The sequence below is a fragment of the Arenibacter flavimaris genome, from assembly GCF_030291335.1.
Taxonomy (GTDB): domain Bacteria; phylum Bacteroidota; class Bacteroidia; order Flavobacteriales; family Flavobacteriaceae; genus Arenibacter.
Genome location: NZ_JASWIM010000008.1, coordinates 1 through 13,462, shown reverse-complemented (window position 1 = coordinate 13,462; position 13,462 = coordinate 1). Strand labels below are relative to the sequence as shown.

At 38.9% G+C, this 13,462-nt stretch carries 13 protein-coding genes; 8 read left to right on the top strand and 5 right to left on the bottom strand.

Annotated features, from left to right (window positions below; translation table 11 throughout):
• Window positions 1–19: 19 nt before the first annotated feature.
• Window positions 20–976, bottom strand: a complete 957-nt coding sequence (locus QSE00_RS08645) for a glycosyltransferase family 2 protein (RefSeq protein ID WP_110358462.1) — start codon at window positions 974–976, stop codon at window positions 20–22.
• Window positions 977–1,011: 35 nt separating this feature from the next.
• Complete coding sequence (locus QSE00_RS08640; RefSeq protein WP_286105629.1) at window positions 1,012–1,536, bottom strand: DUF4199 domain-containing protein; 525 nt, start codon at window positions 1,534–1,536, stop codon at window positions 1,012–1,014.
• 167 nt (window positions 1,537–1,703) lie between these two features.
• Between QSE00_RS08640 and QSE00_RS08635 the strand changes: the two genes are divergently transcribed.
• The 3 genes from QSE00_RS08635 to mtaB all read left to right on the top strand — a co-directional run bounded on the left by QSE00_RS08635 (window position 1,704) and on the right by mtaB (window position 4,653).
• Window positions 1,704–1,955, top strand: a complete 252-nt coding sequence (locus QSE00_RS08635) for a type B 50S ribosomal protein L31 (protein WP_110358460.1) — start codon at window positions 1,704–1,706, stop codon at window positions 1,953–1,955.
• A 67-nt stretch (window positions 1,956–2,022) separates the two neighbouring features.
• On the top strand, window positions 2,023–3,198 hold the full coding sequence (locus QSE00_RS08630) for a GlmU family protein (protein ID WP_286105628.1): 1,176 nt from the start codon (window positions 2,023–2,025) through the stop codon (window positions 3,196–3,198).
• 126 nt (window positions 3,199–3,324) lie between these two features.
• Entirely contained in the window at window positions 3,325–4,653 is a 1,329-nt protein-coding gene (mtaB, locus tag QSE00_RS08625; RefSeq protein WP_286105627.1) for a tRNA (N(6)-L-threonylcarbamoyladenosine(37)-C(2))-methylthiotransferase MtaB, read from the top strand.
• 107 nt (window positions 4,654–4,760) lie between these two features.
• On the opposite strand, the gene QSE00_RS08620 is transcribed toward mtaB, so the two are convergent.
• Window positions 4,761–5,054, bottom strand: coding sequence for a GNAT family N-acetyltransferase (locus QSE00_RS08620; protein WP_110358457.1), 294 nt, complete (start codon window positions 5,052–5,054; stop codon window positions 4,761–4,763).
• A 150-nt stretch (window positions 5,055–5,204) separates the two neighbouring features.
• Here QSE00_RS08620 and QSE00_RS08615 point away from each other — a divergent pair, with 150 nt between their 5' ends.
• The 3 genes from QSE00_RS08615 (at window position 5,205) to cls (ending at window position 8,427) form a co-directional block, all read left to right on the top strand.
• A complete protein-coding gene (locus QSE00_RS08615) occupies window positions 5,205–5,882 on the top strand; it encodes an alpha/beta fold hydrolase (protein ID WP_110358456.1) in 678 nt (225 codons plus the stop codon).
• Between the two features lie 125 nt (window positions 5,883–6,007).
• Window positions 6,008–6,964 carry a lytic transglycosylase domain-containing protein gene (locus QSE00_RS08610; RefSeq protein ID WP_286105626.1) on the top strand — a complete coding sequence of 319 codons (957 nt, stop codon included), beginning with the start codon at window positions 6,008–6,010 and terminating at the stop codon, window positions 6,962–6,964.
• Window positions 6,964–8,427 (top strand): cardiolipin synthase, encoded by a 1,464-nt coding sequence (gene cls / locus QSE00_RS08605; RefSeq protein WP_286105625.1) that lies wholly within the window; start codon window positions 6,964–6,966, stop codon window positions 8,425–8,427. Before QSE00_RS08610 ends, cls begins: the two co-directional genes overlap by 1 nt.
• A gap of 48 nt (window positions 8,428–8,475) precedes the next feature.
• On the opposite strand, the gene QSE00_RS08600 is transcribed toward cls, so the two are convergent.
• Window positions 8,476–8,991 (bottom strand): DUF2892 domain-containing protein, encoded by a 516-nt coding sequence (locus QSE00_RS08600; RefSeq protein ID WP_286105624.1) that lies wholly within the window; start codon window positions 8,989–8,991, stop codon window positions 8,476–8,478.
• Window position 8,992: 1 nt separating this feature from the next.
• On the bottom strand, window positions 8,993–9,877 hold the full coding sequence (locus QSE00_RS08595; protein WP_286105623.1) for a DUF6263 family protein: 885 nt from the start codon (window positions 9,875–9,877) through the stop codon (window positions 8,993–8,995).
• Between the two features lie 206 nt (window positions 9,878–10,083).
• Here QSE00_RS08595 and rpmH point away from each other — a divergent pair, with 206 nt between their 5' ends.
• The gene (gene rpmH, locus QSE00_RS08590; RefSeq protein WP_103474923.1) at window positions 10,084–10,245 is read left to right on the top strand and encodes a 50S ribosomal protein L34; all 162 of its coding nucleotides are present in this window, start codon (window positions 10,084–10,086) and stop codon (window positions 10,243–10,245) included.
• Between the two features lie 102 nt (window positions 10,246–10,347).
• Complete coding sequence (gene carB, locus QSE00_RS08585; protein ID WP_110358451.1) at window positions 10,348–13,200, top strand: carbamoyl-phosphate synthase large subunit; 2,853 nt, start codon at window positions 10,348–10,350, stop codon at window positions 13,198–13,200.
• The last annotated feature ends 262 nt before the right edge of the window (window positions 13,201–13,462 follow it).

Sequence of the window (13,462 nt, the reverse complement as noted above, 5' to 3'; positions counted from 1 at the left end):
AAATACAAAGAATTATCATTTATTTTTCGGTGAGATTTATTTCTTCGGTGATATTGTAACGGGTTTCATTCTTACGTGATCTCACCATTATTTCCCCTAAAAATCCTGCAAGGAAAAGTTGTGTTCCTATAATCATGGCTACCAGTGCTATATAGAATTGGGGGCGTTCTGTTATAAGCCGTCCCAAGGGGTTTATGAATAACTTATCCATTCCCAAATAAAGGGCAAAACCAAAACCTATGGTAAACATTAATACCCCTAAGGCTCCAAAAAGGTGCATGGGACGTTTCCCAAACTTGGAAACAAACCAGATCGTGATCAGATCCAAAAATCCATTGATAAACCGGTCCATTCCAAATTTGGTCTTCCCGTATTTTCTGGCCTGATGTTGTACTACCTTTTCATCAATTTTGTTAAATCCGGCACTTTTGGCCAAAACAGGGATATAACGGTGCATCTCCCCAGAGACTTCAATGGTTTTTACAACCTCCTTTCTATACGCCTTAAGGCCACAATTAAAATCGTGCAACCTAACTCCCGAAGTTTTGCGGGCAGCCCAGTTAAATAACTTGGAGGGAAGGTTTTTGCTTATGATGGAGTCGAATCTTTTTTTCTTCCATCCGGAAATAAGATCAAATCCCCCTTCAACGATCATTTGATATAATTCTGGGATTTCCTCCGGGTTATCCTGTAGGTCTGCATCCATAGTGATCACCACATCGCCTTGGGCAGCCTTAAATCCGGCATGAAGGGCCTGCGATTTCCCAAAATTCCTCAGGAAACGTATTCCCTTAACGTTGGGATTGGACCGTCCCAATTGGGTTATGATGTCCCAAGAAGTGTCCGTACTTCCATCATCGATAAAAAGTATTTCATATAAAAAATGATTGGATTGCATTACGCGTACAATCCAATCATGCAGTTCTGTTAACGATTCTTCTTCGTTGAGTAAGGGAATTATTATAGATATATTCATTCGGTACTAATGGAAAATCTTTTCAAAAGTACAAATTACTGAATAGTTTCTTTCTTTTTTAAAATTAATGCTGGAATAAGTGATAATAAAAAACTTACGACGACACTATAAACCAACCCAAATACGATCTGCATTGAAGGTGTACTAAATTTTTTAATCGTTTCCATTTGGGCCTCAATTTGATCAGGGGTCATTTTGCTACTTTCCGCAAGTAGCCCTTTTTGATACTCCATGGCCTTGTTCATCATTTCCGGATCAATAAGCCCGGCCAAAATCTGATTGAAGAGAATACCTATGATCCCGGCTACCAGACCAATACCTACCCCTATCTTTAATCCTTCCCCAAAGGACATAAATCCGTTGTTGTCCTTTTTAAATTGCATCAATCCAATTACGATCATTGCTATGGTGATCAAGATACTGATACCCATAACCATAGACCCTCCCTGATAGTGCATATCCAACGAATATAACATAAGTATAAATACTACACTTACGGCACCTAGGATGAGTCCGTACGTTAAAGCGTATTTCCCTGTTTTTGGTTTGGTTTTTTCCATGTTGATTAAATTTTTAATGGTTTTTATAGTTAGTATTAAAGAGGGTAAATTTGTTACATTTAAAGATAGGTTATTTTTATTTTTCTTTTTTGAAGTTTTAAGTTGTTCTTTTCAGAAAAATATTTAAATTTGCACCTCGAAATTAAGCAGGAACAAACGTTTTTACAATGAAAAAAGATATACATCCAGGGAATTATAGATTGGTAGCCTTTAAGGACATGTCCAATGAAGAGGTTTTCATCACTAAATCCACAGCCGATACCAAAGAAACTTTAGATGTTGATGGAGTTGAATACCCATTGGTTAAATTGGAAATTTCAAGAACATCCCACCCATTCTATACCGGTAAGGCCAAATTTTTGGATACTGCAGGACGTATCGATAAATTTAAGAGCAAATACGATAAGTTCAAAAAATAATATTTTCTTTACAAAAGAGTTATTAAGTCACGCATATGCGTGACTTTTTTTGTTTTAATTTAGATGTATGAATTATATTCTTTTTGATGGTACGGTAAGAAGGGCCCTTTTACCCTTTACTTTTACCAGACCGGTTGCCGATATTAGAATCGGGATTTTGACCATACGGGAAAAATGGGAAAAATATCTCGGCTATACCATCACAACAATAACCGAGGATTATCTTTCAGAAAGATTTCCTATGGTGGAAATGGAGGAGAACGTACTTATCAATGCCTCCTTCCTGCCCAATGCAGACCTAGTAAACCTGGTGATGAACTTAAAGGAAAAGGAAGCCGTGTTTTATGGGGAGGAAGTTATAGCCTTTTATACAACGGAGACTCAGGAAGAGGTAGATTTCTCGACCTATAAACATTTGGAATTTGAAGGTTCCATAATTAGAATTGAAAATACTTGGGATATCTTTTCTAAAAATGGAGAGGCCATGCAGGCAGATTTTGATCTGTTGACCAAAGGCAGAAAAAGTGCCCCTATTTCCAAAACCAATAGTTTGGTAAACCCCGGGAATATTTTTTTGGAGGAAGGCGCCAGTGTTGAATACAGTATATTAAACGCTTCCGAAGGACCTATTTACCTTGGCAAGAATTCCGAAGTATGGGAAGGTAATCTAATTAGGGGTGGTTTCGCTCTTTGCGAAAAGGCCGTAGTAAAAATGGGTGCCAGAATTTACGGCCCAACCACGGTTGGTCCTTATAGCAAGGTATGTGGTGAAATTAGCAATACCGTTATTTTGGGATACTCCAGTAAAGGACACGAAGGCTACCTAGGCAATTCGGTACTTGGGGAATGGTGCAACATAGGTGCCGATTCCAACAATTCCAATTTAAAAAATAATTACGCCAAGGTACGTCTATGGAATTACGATACCGAGAAGTTTCAACAGACCGGATTACAATTTTGCGGACTAATGATGGGCGATCATAGCAAAACGGCCATAAATACAATGTTCAATACCGGAACGGTGATAGGTGTCAACTGTAATATTTATGTTCCTGGATTCCCCAGGAATTTTGTACCTAGTTTTAGCTGGGGAGGTGCCTCAGGATTTTCTACATACCAACCCCAAAAGGCTTATGAGGCCGCAAAGGTAATGATGGCGCGTAGGGGAGTGGAATTTAATGAAATGGATGCCAAGATTTTAAACCACGTTTTTGAGGAAACCAAGCGGTGGCGCAAGGATTAACTTCTCCAGAATAAAATTACCAAAGCCTTGGCCATATTCTATGGGTTCCCAAATATTGGTATATTTGCAAACGTTTTGGGTTAACATAATAGAATCCGAATTGGATTCCATCAAAGAGAAACAAGGATGAAAAAAAAAGTCGCTTTCTATACTTTGGGCTGCAAGCTCAATTTCTCAGAAACTTCAACCATAGCTAGGGATTTGGTAGAAGAAGGCTTTGAACGTGTCGATTTTTCCGAAAATGCGGATATGTATGTCATCAATACCTGTTCCGTTACGGAAAATGCTGACAAGCGATTTAAATCCATCGTTAAACAAGCACAGAAAAGCAACCCTAATGCCTTTGTTGCCGCCATAGGATGTTATGCACAGCTTAAACCAGAAGAGCTGGCAGCCGTAGACGGTGTTGATCTTGTTTTGGGGGCCACCGAAAAATTTAAAATTGCAGACTATGTCAACGATCTTTCCAAGAACGACTTTGGTGAAGTACATTCCTGTGAAATAGAAGAGGCCGACTTTTATGTAGGCAGTTATGCCATAGGTGATCGTACTAGGGCATTTTTAAAGGTGCAGGACGGCTGTGATTATAAATGTACTTATTGTACTATTCCATTGGCAAGGGGCATTTCACGGAGTGATACCCTTCAGAATGTGCTAAAAAATGCCGCTGAAATCTCATCAAAGGGCATTAAGGAAATTGTGCTTACCGGAGTTAATATCGGCGATTATGGAAAAGGGGAATTTGGCAACAAAAAACATGAGCATACTTTTTTGGATCTAGTAAAGGCACTGGATAGGGTAGAGGGTATCCATCGCTTACGAATCTCCTCCATTGAACCCAATTTGTTAAAAAATGAAACCATAGATTTTGTGGCGCAAAGCAATTCCTTTGTGCCCCACTTCCATATCCCATTGCAAAGTGGCAGCGATGCCATTCTAAAATTGATGAGCAGAAGGTATTTGACCCATTTGTATGTAGACCGGGTTAAAAGAATAAGGGAAGTTATGCCACACGCCTGTATCGGGGTGGATGTGATAGTAGGTTTTCCTGGGGAAACCGAAGAACATTTTTTGGAAACCTATAATTTTCTCAATGCGCTGGATATTTCCTATTTACACGTTTTTACCTATTCTGAAAGGGATAACACCAAGGCTGTTGAATTACAGGGAATAGTGCCTAAGAAAGTCAGAAATAAAAGGAGTAAAATATTAAGGGGACTTTCCGTTAAAAAACGAAGGGCCTTCTATGAGGGACAGCTGGGCAGTACCAGAACAGTTTTGTACGAAGCCGATAACAAGGAAGGCTATATACATGGTTTTACCGAAAATTACGTAAAGGTAAAAACAACATGGAATCCCAATCTAGTGAATACCCTACACGAAATAAGACTTACGGAAATTGATGATGATGGTATGGTAAGAGGCGTTGAAGTTGGCAGTATGATATCTGTCTAAGAATTCAAGTAAATGCCTTCTGCATCATAGCACACTATCTTCACAAGAACGAACAAAGCAGTACAAATAAAAAAACCTCCCGATTATGAGAGGTTTTTTGTTTTTCACTATATTCTTATCCCTACGGGTAACATTTCTTTGTATTGCCTGTTCTTTCTCAAGAAACCGGCAATTTGAGGGCTGGTAGGCACCACTCTTAATTTTTGTTCCTGAATATGGCTCAAGACACTTTTAATGAATTCTTCTTTAAAACCCTCCTTTGTTATTTCTTCAGGAATAACAAGTTTTGTTAAAAAAACTTTGCGCTCTTGGGAAGAATACTCAATTTTGGCCAAGTGGCCGTCAACCCTGGCTTCAAATTGTCTCAAGAAACCATTGTCCTTAATTTCTACTTCATTCATATAGTTTGATTTTAAATAATGACTAATTTTGGATCATAACGTTCTCAAATTACAATCTAGGCTCATAAACTAAATAAACACATAAGTAGGGACGAAAAAGCCAAGAAAACAAAGTTAGTGAAAAAATAGTTATTATCCTATTTATATAGTATGCAGGAAAACCAAACGTTCCAAAATAAAAAACATGTTTATTTCATGCCGGGCATGGCGGCCAATCCATCCATTTTTGACAAAATAGACTTGCCTGGCGAGACTTTCGAAAAACATTTTTTGGATTGGACGGTTCCTGATAAGAATATTAGTCTGGAGGACTATGCCTTAAAAATGTCCCGCCTTGTTAAACATGATGATGCCGTTCTTATTGGCGTCTCATTTGGCGGCATTCTGGTACAGGAGATGGCAAAGCACATTAAAGTGGCAAAGGTCATTATTATTTCAAGTGTAAAAAGTAATTTGGAACTGCCCAAAAGAATGATTTTTGCCAAGTATACCAAAGTGCACAAACTCTTGCCAACCGGCTTGGTAAACAACATGGAATTATTGGCAAAATATGCATTTGGGGAAACCGTCCCAAAACGCTTGGCACTTTATGAGCAGTATTTGTCCGTCCGCGATAAATATTACCTTGATTGGTCTATAGATGCTATAGTTAATTGGAAACAAACCAAACACACGGAAAATATAGTTCATATACATGGTGAAAATGACCCAGTTTTCCCTATAGGTAAAATAAAAAACTGCATTAGGGTCAAAAATGGGACCCATACGATGATAATTCACCGATCAAAATGGTTTAATGAACACTTACCCACAATTATTTTGCAATAAGGCAGTTGTATTTAATATCTTTGAGGTAGAAATAGGTAAAACGGCTTGGACCACCAAGGAATTGAACCTATCTACCCAATGTAGCAAGGAGTATTGGAAAGTTTAGAAATTTAAAATTAGAACATATGAAGGTTATAAAGAATATTTTAATGATTTTGGGCGTTTTTTTTGTAGGCAGCACCTTGATATTTGCAGTGCAAAACCAGTACAAGGAAACGGCCATGCTGGTCGAGGAGTCCCAGCCAAAAAAAAATGATGGGGAGGAAACGGGCTATCGGATAACGGCCATTGAGATACCGGATGATTTAAACTTTTCAGGAGAACCGGTCCCTTTTGACGATCCAGAAATAATGGAGCGGGTAGACCGTGAGTTTTTGGTGAATACCTATTGGCAATCCAACGCCCTCTTATTAATGAAAAGGGCCAACAAATTTTTCCCTATCATTGAGCCTATCTTGGCGAAAAATGGAATTCCTGACGATTTTAAATATTTGGCCTTGGCAGAAAGTGGGCTTCAAAACGTGGTTTCACCTGCAGGAGCCACAGGCTTTTGGCAGATAATGAGTGCCACAGGTAGGGAATACGGCCTGGAAATCAACAGCAATGTTGACGAAAGGTACCACATTGAAAAATCTACCGAAGTTGCCTGTAAATACCTTAAAAAGTCCAAGGAAAAATTTGGCAGTTGGACCTTGGCCGCTGCTGCATACAACGCCGGGGCGGGTGGAATCCAAAAATATATGGGGATACAGAAGGCCGACGGCTATTACGATCTCCTTTTGGGTGAAGAAACAGGTCGCTATGTATTTAGGATATTGGCCATTAAAGAAATACTATCCAATCCTGAGAAATACGGATTTCATCTTGAAAAAGAGGATATGTATACCGCTGTTCCAACCTTCAATGTTGAAATTGATGAACCAGTGCGCAATTTTGCCGATTTTGCAAAACAGTACGAGATCAACTACAAAATTTTAAAAAGACACAATCCCTGGTTGCGGGAGCCACATTTAAATAATTCTTCCAAGAAGAAATATACCATAGAAATCCCCATTAAAGGATACTACAAGATTTCCAAGTAATGGTTACTTTCCTAAAGGATAATATTTGGCCAGTACTTTTAGGAATTAATTATTTATTGGTCATTATTTTTTCGGTCTTGATCGTTCTTAAAAACAGGAATCCGGTCAAGACCTTGTCTTATATATTTGTTTTGGCAACATTACCCTTTATTGGGCTGCTGGTCTATTATTTTTTTGGGCAGGACTATAGAAAGGACAAGATTTTTGAAAAAAAATATGTCGAGGACAATGGCCGATTAAAAAAATGGCGCAACAGCTTTAGTCTCAATAATTCGGAACGGGAAGATTTAAAGGATTTTTTAGGTGAAGGTATTTATAAGATATACCGATTAATGAGGAATAACGAAAGGGCCGTTCTTACCTTTGACAATGAGGTTGATATCCTTATAAATGGAGAGGAAAAGTTTAAATATCTGAGACAAGATCTAGAAGAGGCAAAACACCACATCCATCTGGAATACTTTGTGCTATTCGACAAAGGTTTGGGAAGTGAAATTATTGAAATACTGTGTAAGAAGGCACAAGAAGGAATCATCGTAAGACTTATTTATGATGATGTTGGAAGTAGTATTTCGAAAGTATACAAAAAACAGCTTACGGATAGTGGCGTGAAGCATTTTCCATTTATGCCTGTTCTGTTCTCCAACTCTACCAGTAAACTCAATTATAGGGACCATAGAAAAATAGTGGTCATAGATGGTAATATTGGATATGTTGGAGGCATTAATTTGGATCAGAAATACAACAACACCTTTGATAATGAACGGTATTGGAGGGATACGCATTTACGCATTAGGGGAGGAGCCGTTGGTTCCCTACAGTCCTCATTTGTCCTTAGTTGGAATTTTGCGGCCAAGGATACCATGGAAATAGAGAAAATACTACTCCCTAAACAAAAATCCGAACCCCAAAAACCCGTAGCAATACAAATTGCGGCAAGTGGCCCTGACAGCGATTGGGCCAATATAATGGAAGCCATGTTTTGCGCCATCAACACTGCTCATGAAAGTATATTGATCACCACGCCTTATTTTATGCCCAATTCAGCTATTTTAACAGCATTGACCACGGCGGCGAGAAGTGGGGTGGAAGTAAAAATTATAGTGCCTTACGAATCGGATTCAGCGGTGGCCCAATATGCCACGGACTCCTATATTGAGGAATGTCTGCTTTCCGGCATCTCCATATATCGCTATAAGAAAGGGTTTATACATGCCAAGACCTTAGTTATAGATGATATGTTTTCCAGTGTAGGAACGGCCAATATGGATTACCGAAGCTTCTCCATGAATTTTGAAATAAACGCCCTATTATATAATACGGAGATTAATCAACAAATGCGAAAACAATTCCACTTAGACCTTCAGGACTGTGAAGAAGTTACCTTGGATCGCTGGGAAAACAGAAACATAATTAGAAGGTTAAAGGAATCCTTTAGCCGACTTTTTGCTCCACTACTGTAGAGGTCACTAACAGGGATAGAATGCCAAACCGGGTAACCGGAACCTAAGTTAGATTTTCTTCAATTGTTGCTGCATCATCTTGATCTGTTCCGCGAGCATATTCTGTTTGTCCAGTTTCTTGGCTTCATTCAATAGCATGGTTGCTTCCCTTTTTCTACGTTTTTGCATGGCAATACCAGCAAGGCTCAATTTGGCCATTGCCACATCGTAATCCATGTTTAAGCCAAATTTTAATGCTTTTTTAAAGAATTTTTCGGCCTGGGTAAGATTCGTCTGTGAGAAAATGATACCATTTAAATAATTATAGTAGCCATTTTGCTTTTTGGTAAGGGCAGTATCCGGATTTTTAATTTTATCGAGCCATTTTTTGGTACCCGCCAAATCTTGCTTGCGCATTTTAAGAAACGCCAACAGAATTATCTCATTTCTATAATAAAGGAATATAAAAATGGAGGAAAGTAGTAATAGGGAAATTCCATTACCAATGTTACCTTCTACAAATTGATATACCGCATAAGCTATTATTAATGCAGCTATAACTAGTTTTAAATTTTTATTGAACATATTACTTATTAATTAATTCGTACGTAATTTTAGATTTAATAGTGGTCGGAATTTCTTGTCCGCCCATTTGTGTCATTGTGGATGTTCCCTTAGATAGACCTTCCACCAGCATATGAATGATAAAACCGGTATTGACATCTACCGTCACCGCTGTGGTCTGCGTGCCACTGAGTTTCATTATGGTATTGGCATCCGTTACATCCATCAACACCGTAGCCTTACCACTAATCGTAGCTTTATTGTCTACAATACTTTTAAGTGTCCACATATTGGTTGTCTTTAATTTACCATTATAGACATTCTCCCATTTATCGTTTACCTTAACCTTCTTGTCTGGATAAATAAAGGTCATCTGCTTATAACTGTTGGACAAGGCTTCAGACCCGAACTCATTTTCCAGGGATTTTTTCATCATATTGATAGAGAATTCATCTTCCAGGCCAGAAGCCCTTGCCATTTTGGAAACCAGACTATCACCACCTTGAACCTTCAATATATTTCCGGTCTTTGCCAAGACCATTTTCACCGGATTGTTCAATATGGTATTGAACACTTTGGATTGCATGTCCTCATCATTAACCTCTTTAGCCCGTACATTCATTAATTCCCCTTGTATGCTAGAGGTCATTTTTAAGTTCAAATCCTTAAATGTCAAGGCAACATCATAACCATTATCAACCTCTCCCAGCACCTTAAATTCCAATATACCATCAATGTGATTCGTGATTTCATGGGTTGCACCGTCCAATTCCTGGGTAATAATCTGCACGGCATCTTGCCTGACCTTAAAAACATCTCCCTTTTTTAAATGATATTGCAATGTGGTCTGTCCATAAACACCCATATTGCATAGGATGCAAACCATTAAAAAAATAAAGCGCTTCATGTTTAATTGTCATACTGGTTAAGCCGTTGCAAAAGTAGTAAAATCCAGTGGGCCTCATAGTGGGCAATCCTAAAAAAAATATTTTTTTAATTAGATTTGTCAATGCAAAAACTCTTTGTATATTTGCAGCCGGATTTTGCTGTCGATGAAGCAAAATTAAATATTGTCCAAAAGAAATTTAAGCATACTATAAAAAATACGCTACGATGAGCAAAAGAACATTTCAACCATCAAAAAGGAAGAGAAAAAACAAACATGGTTTTAGGGAACGTATGGCTTCTGCCAATGGTAGAAAAGTTCTAGCTAGAAGAAGAGCTAAAGGAAGAAAAAAACTATCTGTATCCTCGGAGCTGAAGCACAAAAAATAATGATAAAATTGTTTTTTTAAAATAACAAGGTGTTACTTTTTCCGAAGTAGCACCTTTTTTTTGTCCAATTCCCTTTTTTCATATATTTAAATAACTAGTATAATGCCCAAAAGAAAAGATTTAAACTCAATTTTAATTATTGGTTCTGGACCCATCGTTATTGGTCAAGCGTGTGAATTTGATTATTCAGGTACACAGGCCTTGAGATCTTTAAGAGAAGATGGCATAGAAACGATCCTCATTAACAGTAACCCGGCAACAATCATGACCGATCCTACTATGGCCGATCATGTTTACTTAAAACCATTGACTACAAAATCAATTAGGGAGATTTTGGAAAAACACCCCAACATTGATGCAGTCTTACCTACTATGGGGGGGCAAACAGCATTAAATCTTTGTATTGAGGCAGATACCAAAGGAATTTGGGAAGATTACGGAGTAAAGATCATAGGTGTGGACATTGACGCCATAAATATAACGGAGGACAGGGAAAAATTTCGCGAATTAATGCTTAAAATTGGTGTTGGTATGGCACCACAAGCAACCGCCACTTCCTTTTTAAAAGGTAAGGAAATTGCTCAAGAATTTGGATTTCCCCTGGTTATCAGGGCCTCCTATACCCTTGGTGGTGCCGGAGCTGCCATAGTATACAAACCAGAGGATTTTGACGAACTTCTTAGTCATGGATTGGAAGTTTCGCCAATTCATGAGGTTATGATCGATAAGGCCCTAATGGGATGGAAGGAATATGAACTGGAGCTGCTTAGGGATAAAAATGATAACGTTGTCATTATTTGTACCATTGAAAACATGGACCCCATGGGAATCCATACAGGAGACTCCATTACCGTAGCACCTGCGATGACGCTGTCCGACAGAACCTTCCAGAGAATGAGGGATATGGCCATTAAAATGATGCGCAGTATAGGGGATTTTGCGGGAGGATGCAACGTTCAGTTTGCGGTTAGTCCAGATGAAAAAGAAGACATTATTGCCATAGAGATCAATCCCAGGGTTTCCAGATCATCGGCATTGGCATCAAAGGCCACTGGATATCCCATTGCGAAGATTGCCGCTAAATTGGCCATAGGGTATAATTTAAATGAGTTGAGCAATCAGATTACAAAATCTACCTCTGCCTTATTTGAACCTACTCTGGATTATGTAATTGTAAAAATACCTCGTTGGAACTTTGATAAGTTTGAAGGTTCGGATAGAACTTTGGGACTCCAGATGAAATCGGTTGGAGAAGTAATGGGCATTGGACGATCCTTTCAAGAGGCCCTGCACAAAGCCACCCAGTCTTTGGAGATCAAGAGGAACGGACTAGGAGCGGATGGTAAGGGGTACACCAATTACGACGAGATTATCAGCAAACTCACCATCCCAAGTTGGGACCGTGTCTTTGTAATTTATGATGCCATACAATTGGGAATTCCGTTGAGCAGGATCCATGAGATCACTAAAATAGATATGTGGTTCTTAAAGCAGTACGAAGAACTTTATCAGTTGGAAAAGGAAATTTCCAATTTCAACATTGAAACACTTTCCAAAGACCTGCTCTTGGAAGCCAAGCAAAAAGGGTTTGCCGACCGACAGATTGCCCATATGCTGGATTGCTATGAGAGTGAGGTATATAACAAACGGGTTGCCCTCAATATAAACAGGGTTTACAAATTGGTTGATACCTGTGCCGCCGAGTTCAAGGCCATGACCCCTTATTATTACTCTACTTTTGAGGCTGAAATAGAAACCCCGGAAGGGAAGAAATATGTAGAGAACGACAGTATTGTAACGGACAAGAAAAAAATAGTGGTCTTGGGCTCTGGACCCAACCGGATAGGACAGGGTATAGAATTTGACTACTGCTGTGTACATGGAGTATTGGCCGCTTCGGAATGCGGGTATGAGACCATCATGATCAATTGTAATCCCGAAACCGTTTCCACAGATTTCGATATTTCGGACAAGTTGTATTTTGAGCCGGTATTCTGGGAGCACATCTATGATATTATCAGACATGAAAAACCGGAGGGAGTTATTGTACAACTTGGTGGGCAAACAGCCCTTAAGTTGGCAGAAAAACTTGATAAATACGGTATTAAAATAATAGGCACCAGTTTCAAAGCCTTGGATTTGGCTGAGGATAGGGGAAGTTTTTCCAATTTATTGGCCGAAAACAATATTCCCTTCCCCCAGTTTGGTGTAGCCGAAACTGCCGATGAGGCTTTGGCGCTTTCAGATGAATTGGACTTTCCATTATTAGTAAGGCCATCATATGTTTTGGGCGGACAAGGAATGAAAATCGTAATCAACAAGGAAGAATTGGAGGAACATGTTGTAGACCTTCTGAGGAAAATACCTAATAACAAATTGTTGTTGGATCATTATTTGGATGGTGCCATAGAGGCCGAAGCTGATGCCATTTGTGATGGTGAAGATGTTTATATCATCGGGATTATGGAACATATAGAACCATGTGGGATACACTCCGGGGATTCCAACGCCACCCTGCCCCCTTTTAATTTGGGCGAATTTGTAATGCAACAAATAAAGGACCATACCAAAAAAATTGCCTTGGCCCTTAATACGGTAGGACTGATCAATATACAGTTCGCCATCAAGGATGATATTGTATACATCATAGAGGCTAACCCTAGGGCATCCAGAACGGTTCCATTTATTGCCAAGGCTTACAAAGAGCCTTATGTAAATTATGCCACCAAGGTGATGTTGGGGGAGAAAAAAGTAAAGGACTTTACTTTTAATCCGCAATTGGATGGCTATGCCATAAAGCAACCTGTATTTTCCTTTAATAAATTCCCTAACGTAAATAAGAATTTAGGCCCTGAAATGAAGAGTACGGGGGAAAGCATCTTGTTTATAGACAGTCTAAAAGACGATGAATTCTACAACCTGTATTCCAGGCGTAAGATGTACTTGAGCAAATAGTTGCAAGATTTATGGATACTGGAAGTGAATCCTTTCCAGATAAAAAAACTCCTTTTTCCCATAGTTTGGAAAAAGGAGTTTTTTTTGTTTAAATAGATAAAGGTTCCCGTTAAGCCATTTAGTTAGGCACCTCTAAAGCGGATCATGCCTAATTTCTGGGTATTTGGATATTTATGCAAATAGTTGAGTTAACCTAAACAGGAAGAATTCTGTATTTCTAACGCCTCTGAACTGTGCCCTGAATGCCTTTATTTTAGCATTG

Bases quoted from the DNA above. Each gene is read 5' to 3' on its own strand.
- QSE00_RS08645 (WP_110358462.1), bottom strand. From the start codon at position 976: ATGAATATATCTATAATAATTCCCTTACTCAACGAAGAAGAATCGTTA.
- QSE00_RS08640 (WP_286105629.1), bottom strand. From the start codon at position 1,536: ATGGAAAAAACCAAACCAAAAACAGGGAAATACGCTTTAACGTACGGA.
- QSE00_RS08635 (WP_110358460.1), top strand. From the start codon at position 1,704: ATGAAAAAAGATATACATCCAGGGAATTATAGATTGGTAGCCTTTAAG.
- QSE00_RS08630 (WP_286105628.1), top strand. From the start codon at position 2,023: ATGAATTATATTCTTTTTGATGGTACGGTAAGAAGGGCCCTTTTACCC.
- mtaB (WP_286105627.1), top strand. From the start codon at position 3,325: ATGAAAAAAAAAGTCGCTTTCTATACTTTGGGCTGCAAGCTCAATTTC.
- QSE00_RS08620 (WP_110358457.1), bottom strand. From the start codon at position 5,054: ATGAATGAAGTAGAAATTAAGGACAATGGTTTCTTGAGACAATTTGAA.
- QSE00_RS08615 (WP_110358456.1), top strand. From the start codon at position 5,205: ATGCAGGAAAACCAAACGTTCCAAAATAAAAAACATGTTTATTTCATG.
- QSE00_RS08610 (WP_286105626.1), top strand. From the start codon at position 6,008: ATGAAGGTTATAAAGAATATTTTAATGATTTTGGGCGTTTTTTTTGTA.
- cls (WP_286105625.1), top strand. From the start codon at position 6,964: ATGGTTACTTTCCTAAAGGATAATATTTGGCCAGTACTTTTAGGAATT.
- QSE00_RS08600 (WP_286105624.1), bottom strand. From the start codon at position 8,991: ATGTTCAATAAAAATTTAAAACTAGTTATAGCTGCATTAATAATAGCT.
- QSE00_RS08595 (WP_286105623.1), bottom strand. From the start codon at position 9,877: ATGAAGCGCTTTATTTTTTTAATGGTTTGCATCCTATGCAATATGGGT.
- rpmH (WP_103474923.1), top strand. From the start codon at position 10,084: ATGAGCAAAAGAACATTTCAACCATCAAAAAGGAAGAGAAAAAACAAA.
- carB (WP_110358451.1), top strand. From the start codon at position 10,348: ATGCCCAAAAGAAAAGATTTAAACTCAATTTTAATTATTGGTTCTGGA.